1 protein-coding gene is annotated in these 24,031 nt (G+C 73.2%); it reads right to left on the bottom strand.

The window, feature by feature from the left end; all coding sequences use genetic code 11:
* Positions 1 to 19: 19 nt before the first annotated feature.
* A complete protein-coding gene (locus tag OG599_RS32595; RefSeq protein WP_327179562.1) occupies positions 20 to 24,007 on the bottom strand; it encodes a non-ribosomal peptide synthase/polyketide synthase in 23,988 nt (7,995 codons plus the stop codon).
* Positions 24,008 to 24,031 lie beyond the last annotated feature (24 nt).

Here is a 24,031-nt window from a genome sequence, read left to right as displayed (position 1 = left end):
CACCGGTGTGTCCGGTGGTTCAGCGGGTTCCGGTGGTTCCGGCACCCGTGGCGGTTCCAGCGGTCCCGGTGTCTCCGGTGTCTCCGGCGAGGGCGGTGCCCCGGGTGGCCTCGGCGATCCTGGCGGCCAGGACCGGTCCGATCTGGGCCAGGGAACCCGCTTGGGTCATCTGGTCGTGCCGGGTGGTGACCTCGTGCGATTCGATCCGGCCCCCGATGTACGGGTGCCAGACCTCCGGGCCGGCGTCGTCGTGGCCCCGGCCGATGGTGGAGTTGAAGAGCAGCAGGTCCCCGTCGTACCTGCCGGGTACGAAGTCGACCGCCAGCTTGGCGTTGTTGATCATGATCTGGACGATCACCTCGACCTGCCGCTCGTTCAGCCCGGCCAGCGCGCTGCCCCGCCTGTTCAGCACCTCGGCGACCTCGGCGTAGGTGATCTCCCGGTCGCCCAGCTCGTCCGGGTCGACGTCGAGCACTCCGACGAGCACGTCCCGCACGGTGGGCACCGGCTCCTCCTCAAAGCGCACGTCCTTCACCGGGTACGCGTCGAGGACGGCCAGCAGCGCGGTCCGCTCGCCGCGCGCCTGCAGCTCGCAGGCGAGCGCGTGGGCGATCAGCCCACCCGCCGACCAGCCGAGCAGCAGGTACGGCCCCTCCGGCTGGATCTTCTGCACGTGGTCGGCGTAGTCGGATGCCATCTCCTCGTAGGACGTGGGCAGCGGCTCCGGCCGGCCGAGGCCGCGCGCCTGGAGCGCGTAGACCGGGTGCTGCGGGCCGAGGTGGTTCAGCAGCCCGCTGTACGACCAGCTGATGCCGCCGCCGGGGTGGACGCAGAAGAGCGGTGTCTCCGTCCCGGTCGAACGCAGCGGCAGCAGTACGTCCAGCGCGTCGTCCGGATTGTTCATGGCCAGGCGGTCGGTGAGGCCGGCCACGGTCGGCGCCTCGAACAGCAGGCGCAGCCCCAGCTCCAGGCCGAGGGTCTCGCGGACCCGGGAGGCCAGCCGGGCGGCGAGCAGCGAGTGGCCGCCCAGGTCGAAGAAGTTGTCGTCGATGCCGACCTGCTCGCGGCCGAGGACTTCGGCGAAGAGGCCGCACAGCAGTTGTTCCTGCGGCGTCCGCGGGCCGCGGCCGCCGTCCGACGCCCCGTAGTCGGGGGCGGGCAGTGCGGCCCGGTCGAGCTTGCCGTTGGCGGTCAGCGGCAGCGCCTCCACGGTGACGAACGCCGCCGGCACCATGTAGTCGGGGAGTTCGCGGCGCAGTCGGCCGGACAGCTCGGCCTGCTCGGGCGCACCCTCCGGCGCGGGCACCAGATAGGCCACGAGCCGCTTGTCCCCGGGCCTGTCCTCGCGGGCGACCACGGCCGCCTGGGCGACGCCGGGGCAGCCCGCGAGGACGGCCTCGATCTCGCCGGGCTCGATCCGCAGACCGCGCAGCTTGACCTGGTGGTCGACGCGTCCGGCGAACTCCAGCGTGCCGTCGGGAAGCCACCAGGCGAGGTCGCCGGTGCGGTACATACGGCTCCCGGCCGGACCGTACGGGTCGGCGGTGAAGCGCTCCGCCGTGAGGCCGGGCCGGCCGAAGTATCCGCGGGCCACGCCCGTTCCCGCGAGGTACAGCTCACCGACCATGCCCGTCGGCACCGGCCGCAGCCGGTCGTCGAGCACGTAGGCGCGCATGTTCGCCATCGGCGCGCCGATCGGCACGGTCGCCGCGTTCTCGGAGAGCTCTCGCACCGGGTGGCAGGTGGCCAGGGTGGTGGCCTCGGTGGGCCCGTAGCCGTTGACCACCTGGATGGTGGGGCAGGCGGCTCGGACGCGGGCGGCCGCGGCCGGGGAGACCACGTCGCCGCCGGTCCACACCTCGCGCACTCCGGCGAGCAGGCCCGGGCGCTCCTCGGCGACCAGCCGGAACAGTCCGGCGGTCAGCCACAGGCCGGTCACCCCGTGGGTGGTGATCGTGTGCTGCAGCAGGTCGAGGTCGAGCCGCTCGGGCGGTGCGACCACGACCCGGCCGCCGTTGAGCAGCGGGACCCACAGTTCGTAGGTCGAGAGGTCGAAGGCGGTCGGGGAGTGCATCAGCACCCGCTCGTGGCCGCCGCCCCGCCACTCGGGGGTCAGCGCGAGCCCCACCACGTCCCGGTGGGTGACGGCCACGCCCTTCGGACGTCCGGTCGAACCGGAGGTGTACATGACGTACGCCAACTGGTCCTCGCGGCAGACCGCTTCGGCCCCGCCCGGACCGGCGTCCTCGGACTGCGCCAGGGCGGTGAGCACCTCCTCGGTGAGCACGACGGCGGCTCCGCTCTCCCGCAGGATCAGATCGATCCGGGAGGAGGGGAAGCGCGAGTCGAGCGGTACGTAGGCGCCGCCGGCCTTGATGATCGCGAGGATCGCCACGACCAGTTCCGCCGAGCGGTCCATCAGGACCGCGACCGGCGTCTCGGGCCGCACGCCCTGGCGGATCAGCGCCCTCGCCAGGCGGTCCGCCCGCTGGTCGAGTTGCGCGTAGGTCAGCTCGGTGCCGCCCGCCACGACCGCGACCGCGTCCGGGGTGGCCCCCACCTGGCGGGCGAAGAGCTCCGGCAACGGGGCCGACGGCAGCTCCGCGGCCGTGTCGTTCACCTCGTACAGCAGCCGGTGACGTTCCTCGCCGGACATGAGGTCGATCCGGCTGATCGGAAGGTCCGGGTCGGCGACCGCCGCGCGCAGCAGACGGACCCAGCGCTCGAACAGCGACTCCACGGTGGACGCGTCGAAGAGGTCGGTGGCGTACTCCACGGCGCCGGCCAGACCGTCGGCGCCGCCGTCCGGGCGGAACTGTTCGGCCAGGCTGAACGTCAGGTCGACCCGCGAGGTCCCGGTCGGGGCCGCCACGTGGCCCGTCTCCAGCCCCGGCAGGGCGAACGCGCCGACCGGTGCGTTCTGCAGGGCCAGCATGATCTGGAACAGCGGGTGGTGGGCGAGCGACCGCACCGGGTTGGCCACCTCGACCAGGTACTCGAACGGCACGTCCTGGTGGTCGTACGCGGTGAGCGCCTTCTGCCGCACCCGGCCGAGCAGGTCGGCGAATCCGGGGTCGCCCCCGGTGTCGGTGCGCAGGACCAGGGTGTTGACGAAGAAGCCGACGAGATCGTCCAGCGCCTGGTCGGTACGGCCGGCGATCGGGCTGCCGACGGGGATGTCCGTACCGGCGCCGAGCCGGGTGAGCAGGGCCGCCAGACCTGCTTGCAGCACCATGAACATGCTGGCGCCGCGTGCGGTGGCCAGGTCGCGCAGTGCCTGGTGCAGCTCGGGATCGAGCCGGACCACGACCCGGTCGCCGCGCTGGGAGGCCACCGGCGGCCGGGGCCGGTCGGAGGGCAGCTGCACCTGCTGCGGGATTCCCGCCAGTTCGGCCTTCCAGTACGTGAGTTGCCGGGCGAACAGGCTGTCCGGGTCGTCGGCGTCGCCGAGCAGATCGCGCTGCCAGCGGGTGTAGTCGGCGTACTGCACCGGCAGCGGGGACCACGGGGGTTCCTCGCCCCGGCAGCGCGCCGCGTAGGCCGTCGCGAGGTCACCGGAGAGCGGCCCCATCGACCAGCCGTCCGCGGCGATGTGGTGCACCACGACCAGGAGTACGTGCCGGTCGGGGGCGAGCGCGTACAGCTCGGCCCGCACCGGCGGATCGGCGGCCAGGTCGAACCCGCGCCCGGCCGAGTCCGCCAGCCGCCCGGCCAGCCGGGCCTCGTCGAGCTCGACCACCGGGAGCGCCGGGTGCGCCTGTTCGGGGCTCAGCACCACCTGGTACGGCACGCCGTCGGTCTCGCGGAAGACGGTCCGCAGGCTCTCGTGCCGGCCGATCACGTCCGCGAGCGCGGTGTGCAGGGACGAGCGGTCGAGGTCGCCGGTCAGGCTGAGCGCGAGCGGCATGTTGTAGGTGGCGCTCGGCCCGTCCATCCGGTGCAGGAACCACAGGCGGCGCTGGGCGAAGGACAGCTCGACCCGCTCGGGGCGAGGGCGGGCGGTCAGTGCGGGCCGCGCCGCTCCGGAGCCGTCCAGGCGAGCCGCGAGTGCGGCGACCGTCGGGGTCTCGAACAGGGTCCGGACCTCCAGCTCCGCGCCAAGGGTCGCCCGGACCCTGGAGGCCAGGCGGGTCGCCAGCAGCGAGTGTCCGCCGAGGTCGAAGAAGCTGTCCTCGACCCCGACCTGTGCCAGCCCGAGCACCTCGGCGAAAAGTTCGGCGAGGAGCTGCTCCTGCGGGGTGCGCGGCGCCCGCCCGGTCACGGCGGCGCCGAGGTCGGGGGCGGGCAGCGCGCGGCGGTCGAGCTTGCCGCTGGCCGTCAGCGGCAGCGCGTCCAGCGCCACGAACGCCGACGGGACCAGGTAGTCGGGCAGCCGCCCGCGCAGCCAGTCGCGGAGTTCGCCGAGGAGGGCGCCGGTCCCCCGGCTGCCGGTCGGACGGTTGGTCAGCGACGACAGTGTCCTGCCGGTGGCTCCGGCCGGCCGGTACGGCTCGGCCGGGGAGCCCCCGGGCGTCCGCGGGTCGGCGAAGACGACGTCCACGGCGTCGGCCCGGGTCGCCGACCAGGTGACGGCCACGGCGCGGCCGAACTCCTTCCCGAGGGAGTGGAACTCCTCCGGATCGGGGAGTCCGCTCTCCTCGGAGGTGTCTTCGGGGGCGCGCAGCCGCTCCAGCAGCTCCGCGATCCGTACGTCCCCGTCCCGCACCGCCCTGGCCAGGGCGGCCTCCCGCACCACGCGGCGGTTCGGCACCCCGGTGATCCGCAGCACCTCGGCGGACGGCCGGGCGAGCAGCTCGCGCAGCTCGGCCGGCGCGGTGATCCGCCGCCCCCACGCGAGCTCGACGGACCGGCCCGGTGTCGTCGGGGCGACCGGAGCCTTGTGCAGCGTCACGTCGTAGCGGTAGCGGGTCAGTTCGTTGTGGTGGCGGCCCCGCTTGACCTCCACGGCCACCGCGCCGATGTCCGTGCCGTGGGTCCGCAGTACGGCGAAGAAGTCCGGGTCGACCAGGAGTTCCTTCTCCACCCTGACAGCCTGCTCCACCGCCCGGCGCACGGCCTCGGGGTCGGTGCCGCCGCCGGTCCGGTGCAGCTGGACGGCGGTGGCCAGCGGGCGCAGCAGCCTCAGGTTGCGGACGTCGCCGATGAAGAGCGCGCCGCCCGGGGCGAGCAGCCCCATCAGCTTTCCGATCACGTCGGCGAGGTAGTCGGCGGACGGGAAGTACTGCACCACCGAGTTGATCACGATGGTGTCGAACTCCCCGGCCGGCAGCCCGTCGGTGTCGTGCGCCGGACGGGTCTGCAGCACCACGCGGCCGGTCAGTCGCTCCTCCCCCGCCACCTGGGCGGTCAGGGCGTCGATCGCGGTGGCGGAGAAGTCGGTCGCCCAGTAGGTCTCGCAGTGGGGCGCGACCTGCGAGAGGAGCAGGCCGGTACCGACGCCGACTTCCAGCACCCGGCGCGGGCGCAGGGCCAGGATGCGGGCCACGGTGGCGTCCCGCCACTCCCGCATCTGCTCGGCCGGAATCGGGCTGGCGTCGTAACTGCTGTTCCAGCCGACGAAGTTGTGGCCGAAGGCCGCTTCTTCGGGGGCGATGGGCAGGGCGTCGTAGATGTCCTGCCACTCGCCCACGTGGTCCGCTTCCAGCCCGTTGTCCCGGGCCTCGTCCTGGTGCGCGACGACGTAGCCGACGAGCCGGTCGTCCCGGGCCACGACGGCCGCCCGGGCGACGGCGGGGTGCTCGGCCAGCGCGGCCTCGACCTCGCCGGGCTCGACGCGGAAGCCGCGGACCTTCACCTGGTCGTCGGCGCGGCCGGCGTACTCCAGCTGGCCGTCGCCCCGCCTGCGCACCAGGTCGCCGGTGCGGTACATGCGCTCACCCGGTACGAACGGGCAGGCGACGAACCTTCCGGCCGTCAGGCCCGGCCGGTTCAGGTATCCCCGCGCGAGGCCGGCGCCCGCGATGTACAGCTCACCCGTGACGCCCGTCGGCACCGGACTCAGCCGGTCGTCCAGGACGTACACCCGGGCGTTGGCGATCGGCCGGCCGATCGGCGGCACACCCGCCGCCGGGGTCAGCGGGTCGCTCATGGTCGCGCACACGGTCGTCTCGGTCGGGCCGTACGCGTTGACCATCCGGCGTCCGGGAGCCCAGCGTGCCACCAGCTCCGGCGGGCACGCCTCACCCGCCACCACCAGCGTCGACGCGGTGACTTCGCCGTCCGGCACGGCGGCGAGGACCGAGGGGGGCACCGTCACGTGGGTGACGCCGAGGCCCGGATCGGTCAGCGCGGCGAGCGGCTCGGCCGCGGAGGGCAGCACCAGGGCCGCTCCGCACAGCAGGGCGGTGAAGATCTCCGAAACCGACGCGTCGAAGCTCGGCGAGGCGAACTGGAGGACTCGGCTGCCGGGTTCGATCGCGAAGCGCTCGATCTGTCCGGCGACGAGGCTCGCCACTCCGCCGTGGCCGACCACGACGCCCTTGGGGCGGCCGGTCGAGCCGGAGGTGTAGATCACGTAGGCCGGATGCCGGACGTCGAGCGCGACCTCCGGGTCGGTGTCCGGCCAGTCGCCCTCGGCCACCATCGCCGGATCGTCGACGACCACCGCCGGACCGGAGTCCGCCAGCATGAAGGAGATCCGCGACGACGGATAGGCCGGATCCACCGGCAGATACGCCGCACCCGCCTTCAGCACACCCAGAACCGCCACCACCGACTCCACCGACCTCGGCAGAGCCACCGCCACGACCTGCTCCGGACCAACCCCCCGAGCGATCAACGCATGCGCGAACCGGTTCGCCCGCACATCGAGCTGACGATACGTCAACTCAACCCCACCACAGACCAACGCCAACGCGTCCGGCGTCAGAGCCACCTGCGCCGCGAGGGCCCGCGGCAGCGGGACGGTGTCCACGTCCCGGGCGGTCTCGTTGTCCTGTTCCACCAACCGGTGCCGCTCGCCGGTGTCGAGGAGGTCGATGGCTCCGATCGCCTGCTCCGGGTCGGCGGTGACGGCCTCCAGCAGGAGCGTCCACCGCCTGACCAGGGAGGCGACCGTCGAGTGGTCGAACAGGTCGGTGGCGTACTCGACCGCGCCGACGATTCCGGCCGGGTTCCCGTCCGCACCGAACTGCTCGACCATGCTCACGCCGAGGTCGAACTTGGCGGTCTTGGTCGCGACCGCGTAGGTGTCGACGTCCAGGCCGGGCAGGTCGAACCGGCCCATGGGGGCGTTCTGCACGGCCAGGACGGTCTGGAACAGGGGGTGATGGGCGAGGGAGCGGGACGGGTTCAGCGCCTCCACCAGATGCTCGAACGGCACGTCCTGGTGCGCGTAACCCGACAACGCCGTCTCCCGCACCCGGCCCAGCAGCTCCGCGAAACTCGGATCACCACTCGTATCGGTACGCAACACCAGCGTATTGACGAAGAACCCCACCAACTCGTCCAACGCCTCATCCGTACGCCCCGCGATCGGACTACCGACCGCGATGTCCGTACCCGCACCCAACCGCGTGTACAACGCCGCCAGAGCCGCCTGCAACACCATGAACAGGCTCGTCCCGGTGCTCCGCGCCAACGTCGCGAGGGCGGTGTGCAGTTCCGCGTCGAGCTCCAGGGCGACGTGGTCGCCGCGCCAGCCGGCGACGGCGGGGCGCGGCCGGTCGGTGGGCAGTCGGAGCAGCTCCGGCAGGTCGGACAGCTGTCGCTTCCAGTAGTCGAGCTGCTCGGCGAACCGGCTCTCCGGGTCGGCGGGGTCCCCGAGCAGCTCGCGCTGCCACAGCGTGTAGTCGGCGTAACTCACCGGCAGGGCGGGCCGGTTCGCCGTACGTCCTTCGCAGCGGGCCGCGTACGCCTCGGCCAGATCGCGGGCGAGTGGTCCGGTGGACCAGCCGTCGGCGGCGATGTGGTGCATGACCAGCAGGAGTACGTGCTCGTCCGGCGCGACGGCGAACAGCTCCGCCCGCAGCGGCGGCTCGGTCGCCAGATCGAAGGGCTGCCGGGCCGACTCGGCGAGGCACTCGGGCAGTTCGGCCCGCGTCACCTCGGCCGGCAGGACCGGGAGGCGGACCGCCGCGGTGTCCAGTACGCGCTGGCACGGTACGCCGCCGACTTCGGGGAACACCGTCCGCAGGCTCTCGTGCCGGGCCACCACGTCCGCGAGCGCCTGGTCGAGCGCGACACGGTCGAGCGTTCCGGTCAGCCGCAGCGCCAGCGGGATGTGGTAGGTCGCGGCGGCTGCGTCCATACGGTGCAGGAACCAGAGCCGGCGCTGAGCGAAGGAGAGCGGCACGGTCCCGGGCCGCTCGTACGCGGTCAGGGCGGGGCGCGGCCGGCCGGTCCCGGTCAGCGCCTCGGCCAGACCGGCCACGGTGGGCGCCTGGAAGAGTGCGCGCAGCCCGAGCTCCACGCCGAGCACCGAGCGCAGCCTGGCGACCAGCCGGGTGGCGAGCAGGGAGTGCCCGCCCAGCGCGAAGAAGTCGTCGTCGACCGAGACCTTCGGCACGTCCAGCACCTCGGCGAACAGCCCGGCGAGGATCTGCTCCTGCGGGGTGCGCGGCATCCGCCCGCCGCCCTCCGGAGCGGTTTCGGGCGCGGGCAGCGCGGCCCGGTCCAGCTTCCCGTTGGGCGTCGACGGCAACGCGTCCCTCACGACGAAGACGGACGGCACCAGGTAGTCCGGCAGGCGCTCGCGCAGGTGCGCCGCCAGCTCCGTGGGACGGACGGCCAGGTCGGGCCGGGTGGCCACGTAGCCGACAAGCCGGTCGTCCCGGGCCACGACGGCCGCCTGGGCGACGGCGGGGTGCTCGGCCAGCGCGGCCTCGACCTCGCCGGGCTCGACGCGGAAGCCGCGGACCTTCACCTGCTGGTCGGCGCGCCCCACGTACTCCAGTGCGCCGTCGGTCCGACGCCGTACCAGGTCGCCGGTGCGGTACATCCGTGCGCCCGCCGGTCCGAACGGGCAGGAGACGAACCGTCCCGATGTCAGTCCCGGCCGGTTCAGGTAACCGCGTGCCAGCCCGGGGCCGGCGACGTACAGCTCCCCTTCCACGCCCGGCGGCACGAGGCGCAGCCGCTCGTCCAGCACGTACACCCGGAAGCCCGCGACCGGTCGCCCGATCGGCGGCACACCGGATCCCGCCGACAGCGGGTCGCTCATGGTCGCGCACACGGTCGTCTCGGTCGGGCCGTACGCGTTGACCATCCGGCGTCCGGGAGCCCAGCGTGCCACCAGCTCCGGCGGGCACGCCTCGCCCGCCACCACCAGCGTGGTGGCCGTGAGTGCGGCGGTGTCCACCGCGGTCAGCGCCGAGGGCGGCAGCGTCACGTGGGTGACGGCGAGCCGGCGGTCCGTCAGGGCTTCCAACGGGGCCTCGGCCGGGGCCAGGACGAGGGCGGCGCCGCTGAGCAGGGCGCCGCAGAGGTCCCAGAAGGACGCGTCGAAGCTCGGCGAGGCGAACTGGAGCACCCGACTGCCCGGCTCGACGCCGAGGCGGTCCACCTGCGCGGCCACCAGGCCCGAGACGCCGGAGTGGCTCACCGCGACGCCCTTGGGGCGGCCGGTCGAGCCGGAGGTGTAGATCACGTAGGCCGGATGCCGGACGTCGAGCGCGACCTCCGGGTCGGTGTCCGGCCAGTCGCCCTCGGCCACCATCGCCGGATCGTCGACGACCACCGCCGGACCGGAGTCCGCCAGCATGAAGGAGATCCGCGACGACGGATAGGCCGGATCCACCGGCAGATACGCCGCACCCGCCTTCAGCACACCCAGAACCGCCACCACCGACTCCACCGACCTCGGCAGAGCCACCGCCACGACCTGCTCCGGACCAACCCCCCGAGCGATCAACGCATGCGCGAACCGGTTCGCCCGCACATCGAGCTGACGATACGTCAACTCAACCCCACCACAGACCAACGCCAACGCGTCCGGCGCCAGGGCCACTCGCGCCGCGAAGAGCTCGGGCAGGCTCGCTCCGGGGGCCGGGTCCTGGACGGCGGGCAGCAGTTCGCCGCGTTCCCCGGCGGAGAGCAGATCGATCCCGCCGATCGGCCGGTCGGGCGCGGCGGCGACTGCGGCCAGCAGCCTGGTCAGCCGGGTGGCCAGGAGCTCGACCGTCGGGCGGTCGAACAGGTCGGTGCTGTACTCGACCGCACCACCGAGCCCGGCCGGCGCGCCGTCGGGCCCGTATTCCTCCGCGAACCCGAAGGTCAGGTCGAGTCGCGCCGTCCCGGTGAGCACGGCCATCCCGGAGACCTGGAGGCCCGGCAGTTCGAAGTCGCCGCCCGGCGCGTTCTGCACGACCAGCCCGGTCTGGAACAGGGGGTGATGGGAGAGGGAGCGGGACGGGTTCAGCGCCTCCACCAGATGCTCGAACGGCACGTCCTGGTGCGCGTAACCCGACAACGCCGTCTCCCGCACCCGGCCCAGCAACTCCGCGAAACTCGGATCACCACTCGTATCGGTACGCAACACCAGCGTATTGACGAAGAACCCCACCAACTCGTCCAACGCCTCATCCGTACGCCCCGCGATCGGACTACCGACCGCGATGTCCGTACCCGCACCCAACCGCGTGTACAACGCCGCCAGAGCCGCCTGCAACACCATGAACAGGGTCGCCCCCGATCGTCGCGCCAACTCGAGCAGTCGGCCGTGCAGTTCGGCGTCGATCCTGAGCTCTGCCAGGTCCCCTCCGTACGACATGACGGCCGGGCGCGGCCGGTCCGCGGGGAGTCGGAGCTGCTCGGGCAGCCCGGCCAGCGTCCGCTTCCAGTAGGCGACCTGGCGGGTGAACAGGCTGTCGGCGTCGTGCTCGTCGCCCAGGATCTCGTGCTGCCACAGGGTGTAGTCGCCGTACGTCACCGGCAGTGGCGGCCAGGCCGGCGCCTCGCCGGCCTGCCTGGTGGTGTAGGCGGTGGCCAGGTCGCGGGCGAGCGGGCCCATGGACCAGCCGTCCCCGACGATGTGGTGCATGACCAGCAGCAGCACGTGCTCGTCCGGCGCGACGGCGAACAGCTCGGCCCGCAGCGGTACTTCCGAGGTCAGGTCGAAGCCGCGCACCGCCGACTCCCGGAGCAGGGCGCGTACCTCCTTCTCCCCGGTGGTGCGTACGGTCAGCGGAAGGGCGGCCTCGGCGGTGTCGAGCACCCTCTGGTGCGGGATTCCGCCCGTGTGCGGGAAGACCGTGCGCAGCGTCTCGTGCCGGGTCATCACGTCCACGAGCGCGGCGCTCAGCGCGGCCCGGTCGAGGTCACCGGTCAGCCGCAGGGCCAGCGGCATGTGGTAAGTGGCGCTCGGCGCCCCGAACTGCTGGAGGAACCAGAGCCGTCGCTGCGCGAAGGACAGTGGCATGGGTTCACGGCGGGGCCTGGGCACCAGGGCCCGCCGCGCGCTGCGTGCGTCGTGCAGCCCGGCCGCCATCCCGGCAGGGGTGGGGCTCCGGAACAGGGCTCGCAGCTCCACTTCGACCCCGAGGGTCGCCCGGACCCGCGAGACCAGCCGGGTCGCGAGCAGGGAGTGCCCGCCCAGCGCGAAGAAGTCCTCGTCGACCCCGACCCGGGCGAGGCCCAGCACCTCGGCGAACAGCTCGCACAGGATCTGTTCCTGAGGTGTGCGCGGAGCACGGCCGCCCGCGGGCGTGGCGGGCTCCGGGGTGGGCAGGGCCGCCCGGTCGAGCTTGCCGTTCGGTGTCAGCGGCAGCGCGTCGAGCAGCACGAACGCGGACGGCACCATGTACTCGGGCACCCGGTCGCGCAGGTGCGCCGCGAGCGCCCCCGCGGTCGCCCCGGTCGTGTCCGAAGCGACGACCCAGGCGACGAGCCGGTCCTCGCGGGCCAGCACCGCGACCTGGGCGACGCCCGGGTGTTCGGTGAGCTGGGCTTCGATCTCGCCCGGCTCGATCCGGAACCCGCGCACCTTGACCTGGTGGTCGACCCGGCCGGCGAATTCCAGCTCGCCGTCGGCGCGCCAGCGCACCAGGTCGCCGGTGCGGTACATCCGCGTGCCCGCCGGCCCGTACGGGTCGGCGACGAAGCGTCCGGCGCTCGGGCCGGGACGGTTCAGGTAGCCACGCGCCAGGCCGGCGCCCGCGAGGTAGAGCTCTCCCGTCACGCCGGGAGCGACCGGCCGCAGGGCCTGGTCCAGCACGTAGGCACGGCAGTTGGCGATCGGGCGGCCGATCGGCACCGGCTGCGGGCAGTCGGCGGCGTCGGCCGGCAGCGGATAGGCGGTGATGACATGGGTCTCGGCGGGCCCGTAGTGGTTGTGCAGCACCCGGCCCGGCCGGCGGGCCTGGAGGCGGCGCACGGCACTCCCCAGCCGCATCGCCTCTCCGGCCTGCGCGACCAGCCGCAGGTGCGGCAGGTCAAGGCCCGCCTCTTCGGCGGCCTCGGCCAGCGCCTCGATCACCAGGTTCGGCGCGAACAGCTCCTCGACCCGGTGCCGGTCCAGCCAGTGGGCGAACAGTTCGGCGCTGCGGCGCTGCTCCTCGGTCGGCACCACCAGGGTCTTGCCGTACAGCAGCGCGGAGAGCATCTCCTGCACCGAGACGTCGAAGCTGATCGCGGTGAACTGCGCGGTGCGCGTGCCTGCTTCGCCGCCGACGGCCCGGTGGTGCCAGGCCAGCAGGTTGAGCAGTCCACCGGCGGGCATCACCACGGCCTTGGGGCGTCCGGTGGAACCGGAGGTGTAGATGACGTAGGCGGGGTGCCGGTCGTCCACCGGGACGGCCGGATCGTGCTCGGGCAGCGGACCGGAGGGCGTGACGGCCGCGAGGTCGTCGAGCACCACCGCCGGACGGGCGTCCCGCAGCATGTAATCGATGCGGGCGGACGGGTAGTCCGGGTCGATCGGCAGGTAGGCCGCGCCCGTCTTGAGCACCGCGAGGACGGCGACCACCAGCTCGGCCGAACGTGGCAGCCGCAGGGCGACCACCTGCTCCGGGCCCACGCCGCGCGCGATCAGCGCGTGGGCCAGCCGGTTCGCCCTGCGGTTCAGCTCGCGGTAGGGCAGCACGGCGCCCTCGAACAGCACCGCCGGAGCGTCCGGAGTCTCCCGGACCCGCTCCTCGAAGAGCGCGGGCAGGGTGGCGTCGGGGACCTCGCAGGCGGTGTCGTTGCGAACCACCAGCAGCTCACGGCGCTCCTCGGCGGTGAGGACGTCGATCCGGCTGAGCGGACGCTCCGGCTCGGCGACCACCGCCGCGAGCAGCCGCAGCCACCGGGCGACCAGCGCCTCGACCGTGGCGGGGTCGAAGAGGTCGGTGCTGAATTCGACCCGGCCGACGATGCCCTCGGCCGCGCCCGTGCCGCCGCGCTCCAGCAGGTGGAAGCCGAGGTCGAACATGGCCGTGGGCGTCCGCACCAGGACGATCTCGGTGTCCAGGCCGCTCAGCGCGAACTCGGTGCGAGGCACGTTCTGCAGCGCGAGCAGTACCTGGAACAGCGGCTGGCGGGCGAGCGAACGGGACGGGTTGAGGGCTTCGACGACGTGGTCGAACGGCAGGTCCTGGTGCGCGTAGGCGCCGAGCGCGCCCTCCCGGACCCGTCCCAGCAGCTCGGCGAAGGACGGGTCGCCGCTGGTGTCCGTACGGAGTACCAGGGTGTTGACGAAGAACCCGATGAGGTCGTCCAGCGCCTGGTCGGTCCGGCCGGCGATGAGGCTGCCGACCGGGATGTCCGTGCCGGCGCCGAGCTTCTCCAGCAGCGAGGCCAGGGCGGCCTGCAGCACCATGTACACGCTGGCGCCGTGCTGCCGGCCCAGCCGGATCAGCCCGTCGTGGAGTTCGGCGTCCAGTTCGATCGCCAGGTGGCCGCCAGAGTAGGTGGGGGTGGCGGGCCGGTGGCGGTCGGCGGGGAGCCTGATCTGCTCCGGCAGCTCCGCGAGCGTCCGGGTCCAGTAGGCCGTCTGACGCGCCGACAGGCTTTCCTGGTCGGCCGCTTCACCGAGCAGTCGGTGCTGCCACAGGGTGTAGTCGGCGTACTGCACGGGCAGGGGCGGCCACGGGGGTGCCTCGCCGCGCCGGCGTGCCGCGTACGCGGTGGCGAGGTCGGCGGCCAGCGGGCCCAGCGACCAGCCGTCGCCGGCGATGTGGTGCATCACCAGGAGCAGCACGTGCTCACCGGACGAGATCTCGAACACCTGGGCGCGCAGCGGTGGTTCGGCCGCGATGTCGAATCCGCGCGCCACCGCCCCGGCCAGCAGTCCGGGCAGCTCCGCGTCGTCGGTCCGGGTGACCGTCACCTTCGGGCGTGCCTCCCCCGCGGCGAACACCCGCTGGTAGGGCACGCCGTCCGCGCTCGGGAAGACCGTGCGCAGGGTTTCGTGGCGGTCGGCGAGGTCGCCCAAGGCCGCTTCGAGGGCCGCCAGGTCCAGCGTTCCCGAGAGCCGCCAGGCGAGCGGCATGTTGTAGACCGAGTCCGCGCCCTCCAGTTGGCGCAGGAACCAGAGCCTCCGCTGGGCGGACGACAGCGGTACCCGCTCGGGCCGCTCCGCACGCTCCAGGGCGAGCCGGGCCCGGTCCGCGCCGCTCAGCCCGTCGGCCAGCCCAGCCACGGTCGGGGTACGGAAGAGGGTGCGCAGGGGCAGCTCCACGCCCAGCGTCGCACGGACCCTGGCCACCAGCCGGGTGGCGAGCAGGGAGTGCCCGCCGAGATCGAAGAAGTCGTCGTCGGCGCCGACCCGGGGCAGGCCCAGCACCTCGGCGAACAGCCCGGCCAGCACCTGTTCCCGGGGAGTACGCGGTGCCCGTCCGGCCGGCGTCGCGGTGGTCCCGGGCTCGGGCAGGGCACGCCGGTCCACCTTGCCGCTGGTGTTCAGCGGCAGGGTGTCGAGGGGGACGAACGCGGTCGGCACCATGTAGTCCGGCAGCCGTTCGCGCAGGTGCGCCCGCAGCTCCTCCGGCCGGAGCTCCGCGCCGGTGACCGGCACCGGATAGGCGACCAGCCGGGAGTCCCGCGCCCGGTCCTGCCGGACGATCACGGCGGCGCGCGCGACCTGCGGGTGGTCGGCGAGGACCGCCTCGATCTCGCCGAGCTCGATCCGGTATCCGCGGATCTTGACCTGGTCGTCGGTGCGGCCGAGGAACTCCAGGTTCCCGTCCCGGTTCCACCGCGCCAGGTCGCCCGTACGGTACATCCGCGAACCGCCGGCACCGAACGGGTCCGCCACGAAACGTCCCGAGGTCAGGCCGGGACGGTTCAGGTAGCCGCGCGCCAGCCCCGCACCCGCGATGTACAGCTCACCCGCCACACCGGCCGGCACCGGCCGCAACGCGGCGTCGAGCACGTACAGCCGGACACCGCCGAGAGGCCGGCCGATCACCTGGTGCGGGCTGGATTCCAGTGGCGCGACGACCGAGTCCACCGTGCACTCGGACGGCCCGTAGTAGTTCAGGGCGGTCACCCCGTCGGCGGCCCGCAACCGCTCCCACAGCTGCTCGGGGACGGTCTCGCCGCCCAGCCCGACCATCGTGGGACGCCACCGGGGGTTGTCCAGCAGGCCGTTCTCGACGAGGAGTTGCAGATAGGACGGGGTGCCGCCGACGGTGTCCAGTCCGGCACGGGCGGCGTAGTCGAGGTAGGCCCGCGGATCGGACCTGGTCGCCTCGTCCAGGACGTGCAGTTCGTGGCCCGCGAAGAGGGCGATCAGCTGATCGAGGGAGGCGTCGAAGGACACGGACGTGGTCAGTCCGACCCGCATCCGCTTCTTCGCGCGGAAGACCAGGGGCAACTGGTTGGCGAGCAGGTTGCGCAGGCCGCCGTGGGTCGCGACCACGCCCTTGGGCCTGCCCGTGGAGCCCGAGGTGTAGATGACGTACGCCGGATGATCCGGACCGACCGACACCATCGGGTCCACCACCGGACCCCCCGCCACCATGGCCGCCGTCACCGGCTCGTCCACCACCAGCCGGCCCACCGGCCCCTCCGGCAACCGGCCACCCGTACGCACATCCGTCACCAGCAGAACCGGACGGGCATCCTCCAGCAGATACGCGATCCGCGCGGCCGGATACTCCGGATCCACCGGAACGTACGCCGCCCCCGCCTTCAGCACCGCCAGGATCGCCACCACCAACCCGGCCGACCTCGGCAACGCCACCGCCACCAACCGCTCCGGCCCCACACCCCGAGCAACCAACGCATGCGCCAACCGATTCGCCCGCGCATCCAACTCCGCGAACGACAACGACCCATCCGGACCCACCACCGCACACGCATCCGGAACCACACCCACCCGAGCCCGGAACAACTCCAGCAGACCCTCACCGGAAGGCTCCACCACCGGACCCGTACCCAGAGCCACCAAATCACCGTGCTCATCCGCCGTGAGCAGATCGATCCCGCTGAGCCTGCGTCGCGGATCGGCGACCGCCGCGCGGAGCAGCCGCTCCAGCCGCCCGATCATCGTCTCGACGGCGGCCGGCTCGTACAGGTCGGTGGTGTACTCGACGGACCCGTCGATCCCGTCCGGAGTACCGTCCTCCGCGAGCCGTTCGGACAGGGTGAAGATCAGGTCGAGCTTGGCCGTGGTCGACGCCGACGGCATGTCGTCGACGCGCAGCCCGGCCGGCGCGAAGTCGGCCCGGGGCGCGTTCTGGAGCACCAGCATGACCTGGAACAGCGGGTGGTGCGCCAGCGACCGGGAGGGGTTGAGGACCTCGACCAGGTACTCGAACGGGAGGTCCTGGTGGGCGTACCCGGCCAGCGCCGTGTCCCGGACCCGGCCCAGCAGTTCGGCGAAGGTCGGATCGCCCGACGTGTCGGTGCGGAACACCAGGGTGTTGACGAAGTAGCCGACCAGTTCGTCCTGCGCCTGGTCGGTCCGTCCGGCGACGGGGCTGCCGACCGGGATGTCGTCGCCGGCGCCGAGCTTGCTCAGCAGCGCGGCCAGCGCCGCCTGGAGGACCATGAAGAGACTGGTCCCGTGCGCGCGGGCGAGCTCGCGAAGACCGCGGTGCAGCTCGGCGTCCAGCCCGGCGCTCGTGGAAGAGCCCCGGTGTGTGGCGATCGCCGGGCGGGGGCGGTCGGTGGGCAGCTGGATGCACTCCGGCAGACCTGCCAGCTGCCGGGCCCAGTAGTCCGCGTGTCCCGCGAACAGGCTGTCCCGGTCGGCGGCGTCGCCGAGCAGTTCGTGCTGCCACAGGGTGTAGTCGGCGTACTGCACCGGCAGGGGCGCCCACCGCGGCTCCTCGCCGTGCCTGCGTGCCGCGTAGGCGGCGGTGAGTCCCTGCGTGAGCGGGCCCAGCGACCAGCCGTCGCCGGCGATGTGGTGGAGCACCAACTGGAACACGTGCTCGTCCGGCGCGAGTTCGAACAGCGAGACCCGCAGCGGCACCTCGGCCGCCAGGTCGAACGGACGGTCCTTCTCCTCCGCCATCAGCGCGGAGAGTCCGGCCTCGGTGGTCCGGCCCACGAGCAGCCGCGGGCGGGCCGCCGCCACGTCCAGCACCTGCTGGTGCGGCGCGCCGTCCACCGCGGGAAAGACGGTGCGCAGGCTTTCGTGCCGGGCCACCACGTCCGCCACGGCGGCTTCCAGTGCCCGCCGGTCCAGGTCCCCGGACAGTCGCCAGGCCAGGGAGATGTGGTAGCTCGCTGCCGCCCCCTCCAACTGGTGCAGGAACCACAGCCGTCGCTGCGCGAACGACAGCGGGACCATGGGGGGTCGCTCGCGCTTCACCAGGGCCCTCTGCGCCGGCCCGGCGGCCACCAGGGCGGCGGCCAGTCCCGCCGGGGCCGGTGCCTCGAACAGGGTGCGCAGCGGCATTTCCACGCCGAGCGTCGCGCGGATGCGGGCGGCCAGGCGGGTGGCCAGCAGGGAGTGCCCGCCCAGGTCGAAGAATCCGTCCTCCACACCGACGGACGCCACCCCCAGCACCTCCGCGAACAGCTCGCAGAGGATCTGCTCCTGCGGGGTGCGCGGCGCACGGGAGGTGGCCGCCGGGGCGGTGTCGGGGGCGGGAAGGGCCCGGTGGTCCAGCTTGCCGTTGACGGTCAGCGGCAGCGCGTCCAGCATGACGAACGCCGACGGCACCATGTACTCCGGCAGCCGCTCCCGCAGGTCTCCGCGCAGCCCGGCGGCTTCGAGCACGGCGCCCCGGGCGGGTACCACGTACGCGGCCAGCCGGGTGTCGTCGGCCCGGTCCTGGCGGGCCAGGACGGCGACCTGGGCGACACCGGGGCACGCGGCGAGCGCCGCCTCGATCTCCCCGAGTTCGATCCGGAACCCGCGCACCTTCACCTGCTGGTCCGCCCGGCCCACGTAGCGCAGAGTGCCGTCCACCGCACGGCGCACCACGTCGCCGCTGCGGTACATGCGCGATCCCGGCGGTCCGAACGGGTCCGCCACGAACCGCCCCGCGGTCAGGGCCGGCCGGTTCAGGTAGCCGCGTGCCAGGCCCGCGCCCGCGACGTACAACTCACCGGGCACGCCCGGGGCCACCGGCCGCAGGCCGTCGTCGAGGACGTACGCCCGAAGGTCCGGGAGGGCCTCGCCGATCCGGCCGGTGGCAGGGGACCGGTCGAGCGCCGCGTACGTGACGTGCACCGTGGTCTCGGTGATGCCGTACATGTTGACCAGGCGCGGCGCGTCGTCCGGGTGCCTCTCGTACCAGCTCGACAGTCGGCTGTGCTCCAGCGCCTCGCCGCCGAACACCACGGTGCGCAGGGCGAGTCGGCGGCCGGTCTCCGGCGCCTCCGCGTCCGCCTGCGTCAGCTGGTAGAAGGCGGACGGCGTCTGGTTGAGCACGGTGACCCGCTCGCGGGCGAGCAGTTCCAGGAACCGGCCGGGCGACCGGCTGGTCTCGTGGTCCACGACCACCAGGCGGCCGCCGTGCAGCAGCGGGCCCCACAGCTCCCACACCGAGAAGTCGAAGGCGTAGGAGTGGAAGAGGGTCCACACGTCCTCGGCGGTGAAACCGAACAGTTCCCGGGTGGTGGAGAACAGGCGCACCACGTTGCCGTGCGGAACCACCACGCCCTTGGGGTTGCCGGTGGAACCGGACGTGTGGATGACGTAGGCGGTGTGGCCGGGGTCGAGGGCGATCCCCGGGTCCGTGTCCGGCAGCCCGTCCAGGTCGGCGGTGTCCAGCAGCAGCCGCTCCACTCCCCCGGACTCCAGCCGCTCTCCGGTCCGGCTCGTCGTCACGAGGAGCGCGGGCCGGGTGTCCTGGAGCAGATAGGCGATGCGGGCGGCGGGGTACTCCGGGTCCACCGGCACGTAGGCGGCGCCGGCCTTGAGCACCGCGAGAACCGCCACGACCAGCTCCGCCGAGCGCGGCAGAGCCAGCGCCACCAGCTGCTCCGGCCCCACTCCGCGGCCGATCAGGGCGTGCGCCAGCCGGTTGGCGCGGGAGTTCAACTGGCCGTACGTCAGGGATGTCGTGCCGTCGCTGAGGGCGGTCGCGGCGGGGTTCGCCCGTACCTGCCGCTCGAACAGCGCGGGCAGGCCGCACTCCGGCAGCACCCCGTCCTGGTCGGTCCCGGCCGGCAGCAGGGCCCGGAGCTCGTCGGCGGACACCACGTCCACCTGGCCGATCCGCCGGCCGGGGGCGGCGGCGACCGCGCGCAGCAGCCGCTGCCACCGCTCGACGATCCCGGCGACGGTGGCCGCGTCGAACAGATCGGTGCTGTACTCCACCACGCCCGACAGCCCGTCCCCGTCCGGCTGTTCGGCCAGGACGAAGTTCAGGTCGCACTTGGCCGTACCGGTGGGGACCAGGTCGGTCGCCACCCGCAGTCCCGGCAGGTCGAAGGTGCCGAACGGCGCGTTCTGGAGGGTGAGCATGGTCTGGAACAGCGGGTGGTGGGCGAGCGTCCGGGTCGGGTTCAACGCCTCCACCAGATGCTCGAACGGCATCTCCTGGTGCGCGTAGGCTTCCAGCGCCCCGGAGCGCACCCGGCCCAGCAGTTCGGTGAACGAGGGGTCCCCGGACAGGTCGGTGCGCAGCACCAGGGTGTTGACGAAGAAGCCGACCAGGTCGTCCAGGGCCTCGTCGGTGCGCCCCGCGATCGGGGTGCCGATGGGGACGTCGGTGCCGGCGCCGAGCTTGCCCAGCAGAGCGGCCAGACCGGCCTGGAGCACCATGAAGAGGCTGGCTCCGCCGTCGCGGGCGAGTCCGCGCAGGGCCTGGTGCAGCTCGGCGTCGATCCGTACCGGCAGCTGGGCGCCCCGGTAGGTCATCGCCGCGGGCCGGGGCCGGTCGAAGGGAAGCTCGGCCTGCTCGGGCAGGCCCGTCAGACGCTCCCGCCAGTAGGTGAGCTGGTTGCTGAGCAGGCTGTCCCGGTCGGCGCCGTCGCCCAGCAGCTCCTGCTGCCAGAGGGCGTAGTCGGCGTACTGGACGGGGAGCGGCGACCACTGCGGCTTCGCTCCGCCGCTGCGGGCCGCGTAGGCGGCCGTCAGGTCCCGCGAGAGCGGCCCGGTCGACCAGCCGTCACCGGCGATGTGGTGCATCACCAGCAGCAGCACGTGCTCCTCGGCGCCGAGGCGGAACAGTTCGGCGCGCAGCGGCGGCTCGTCGGAGAGTTCGAAGCCACGCCGCGCCGCCTGGGCCAGCCTGTCGGGCAGCTCGCGCTCGCCGACCTCGGTCATCCGCAGCCGCGGCCGTGCGGCGTCGGCGTCGAGCACCCGCTGCCCCGGCACGCCGTCGGCCACCGGGAAGACGGTGCGCAGGCTCTCGTGCCGCTCGGTCACGTCCGCGAGGGCGGCTTCCAGGGCGCGCAGGTCCAGGCTTCCGGACAGCCGCAGGGTCAGCGGGATGTTGTAGGTGGCGCTCGGGCCCTCCATCCGGTGCAGGAACCACAGACGGCGCTGTGCGGAGGAGAGCGGGACCGTCCCGGGCCGCTCGCGCCGCCCCAGCGCCGGGCGCGCCCGGCCCGCGGCGTCCACCGCGGCGGCCAGCTCCGTCACCGTCGGCGCGTCGAACAGGTCGTGCAGCCTCAGCTCCACGCCCAGCACCGACCGGGCTCGGGCGACCAGCCGGGTGGCGAGCAGGGAGTGCCCGCCGAGATCGAAGAAGCTGTCGTCCAGCCCGGCTTCGGCGACCCCGAGCACCTCGGCGAACAGCCCCTGGAGCAGGTGCTCGACCGCGGTGCGCGGAGCTCGCCCCGGTGCGGCGGGCTGCTGCTCGGGGGCCGGGAGGGCGCGGCGGTCGAGCTTGCCGTTCGGGGTCAGCGGCAGCGCGTCCAGCACCACGAGGGCGGACGGCACCATGGAGGCGGGCAGCCGCTCCCGCAGCCGGGCCCGCACTCCGTCCACCGTGACGGTCTGCCCCTCGGCGGGGACGACGTACGCGACCAGCCGGGGTTCCTCGTCGGTGCGCACCGTGACGGCGGCGCGCGCGACCTGCGGGTCGCCGGCGAGGACCGCCTCGATCTCGCCGAGCTCGATCCGGTGACCCCGGATCTTGACCTGGTCGTCGGTGCGGCCGAGGAACTCCAGGTTCCCGTCCCGGTTCCACCGCGCCAGGTCGCCCGTACGGTACATCCGCGAGCCACCTGGACCGAACGGGTCCGCCACGAAACGTCCCGAGGTCAGGCCGGGACGGTTCAGGTAGCCGCGCGCCAGCCCCGCACCCGCGATGTACAGCTCACCCGCCACACCGGCCGGCACCGGCCGCAACGCGGCGTCGAGCACGTACAGCCGGGAGTTGGTGACGGGCCGGCCGATGACCGGGCGCGGGCTCGACGCCACGGGCGCGGCCACCGAGTTGACGGTGCACTCGGAGGGTCCGTAGAGGTTGAGGCAGGATGTCCCGTCGGCGGCCCGCAGCCGCTCCCACAGCTGCTCGGGTACGGCCTCGCCGCCGGCCGCGACCAGCGCGGGACGGTGGCGCGGGTCGTCCAGCAGCCCGGCGGAGACGAGGATCTGGAGGTAGGAGGGGGTGGCCTCGACGTAGTCCAGTCGCCGGGACGCCGCGTAGTCGACGAAGGCCTCCGGGTCGGTCCAGGTCGCGTGGTCCAGGACGTGCAGCTCGTGGCCCGCGAAGGGGGCCATCAGCTGGTTCCAGGAGGCGTCGAAGGACACCGAGGTGGTCAGCGCCACCCTCAGCCGCTGCCGGTCCTTCAGCAGCGGTGCGAACTGCACCAGCAGGTGGTCGGCGAGCAGGTTGCGCAGGCCGCCGTGGGTCGCGACCACGCCCTTGGGCCTGCCCGTGGAACCCGAGGTGTAGATGACGTACGCCGGATGATCCGGACCGACCGACACCCCCGGGTCCACCACCGGACCCCCCGCCACCAGGGCCGCCGTCACCGGCTCGTCCACCACCAGCCGACCCACCGGCCCCTCCGGCAACCGGCCCCCGGTAGCCACATCCGTCACCAACAGAACCGGACAGGCATCCTCCAGCAGATACGCGATCCGCGCGGCCGGATACTCCGGATCCACCGGAACGTACGCCGCCCCCGCCTTCAGCACCGCCAGGATCGCCACCACCAACCCGGCCGACCTCGGCAACGCCACCGCCACCAACCGCTCCGGACCCACACCCCGAGCAACCAACGCATGCGCCAACCGATTCGCCCGCGCATCCAACTCCGCGAACGACAACGACCCCTCCGGACCCACCACCGCACACGCATCCGGAACCACACCCACCCGAGCCCGGAACAACTCCAGCAGACCCTCACCGGAAGGCTCCACCACCGGACCCGTACCCAGAGCCACCAAATCACCGTGCTCATCCGCCGTGAGCAGATCGATCCCGCCCACCGTCTCGTCCGGGTCGCACTCCGCGACGGCGTCGAGCAGGGCGAGCAGCCGCTCCTGGTGTGCGGCGAGGTCGTCGTCGGCGTATGCCTCCGGCGCGCCGTGCAGCCTGAGGAGCGGAGGGGTGCCGTCCCGGTAGTCGAACACCCAGACGGCCAGGTCGGTGGTCGACCCCGACACGAAGTGGTGCACCGAAGCGGGGTGCCCCGCGAAGCTCGGCCGCGCGTTGAAGGCCATGATGTTGACGATCAGCGGGAACGCCGTACCGATGCTTCCGGGTGCGCCGAGGTCGCGCAGCAGGTCCTCGCTGCGGTAGCGCTCGTGCGCGACGGCCGACTCGGTCTCCCGGGCCACCTGGGCGACGAGCTCGCCCCAGGGCATGTCGGGGCGCACGGTCAGCCGCAGGGGCACCACGTTGGACATGGTGCCGGGCACCGACAGCAGGCTGCGCTCGGAGCCCCGACGGGCGGTGACGGGGAGGGCGAGCACCACGTCCTGGGCGCCGCTCAGCCGGTGGGCGTAGAGGGCCGTCGCGGCGATGACCACGCGGGACCACCGGACGCCGGCCCGGCCGGCCGCGGCACGCAGGGCATCGGGACTCCGCAGTTCCCGCTCCTCGGCCAGGAGCAGGGCCCGGTGCGGGTCGGTCGCGGAGGTGTCGGCGAGCCGTGTCGGCGCCGGCAGATCGGCGAAGCGCCCGGTCCAGTAGGCACGGTCGGTGAGGAAGTCGGCGGACGCACGGTAGGCGTCGTCGCTGTCGACCAGGTCCCGGAGGGAGCCGAACGGGCAGGGCGGCACGTCGCCGCCCTCGGCCAGGGCCGAGTACACCTCGCCGACCCGCTGACGGACCATGGAGCTGCTGATCGCGTCCAGCACCAGGTGGTGGTAGTTGAGGTACCAGAGGAACTCCGTGGGTGACAGCCGGATCAGCGCGTGGCCGAACAGCGGGTCACGGGTGAGGTTTAAGGGGCGGGCCAGGTCCCGTTCCATCCATTGCACGGCCGTCGCCCGGGGATCCGGCTCCGACCCGAAGTCGAGGTGGACGGGCGCCCAGTCCCAGCTCTCGCGGAGGATCTGGCAGGGGCCGTCACCGTCGTCGACGAAGGTCACGTGCAGGGCGTCGACCTCGTCCACGACCAGGCGCAGCGCGGCGTCGAACAGTTCAGGATCGACCGGCCCGTGGATCTCCAGGCACTCACCGACTCGGTAGCCGGGGATCGGTGTCCGGGAGCTCTGCTCGGCGAGCCAGATCTCCCGCTGGGCCGCGGTCAGGGAAAGGACGTCGCCGTCACGACGGGACATGGGGGTACCTCCAGAAGTATGGGT

Source organism: Streptomyces sp. NBC_01335 (genome assembly GCF_035953295.1).
Lineage (GTDB): Bacteria > Actinomycetota > Actinomycetes > Streptomycetales > Streptomycetaceae > Streptomyces.
Note: the sequence above shows the minus strand (reverse complement) of the source record. Positions and strands in the feature narration are given on the sequence as shown.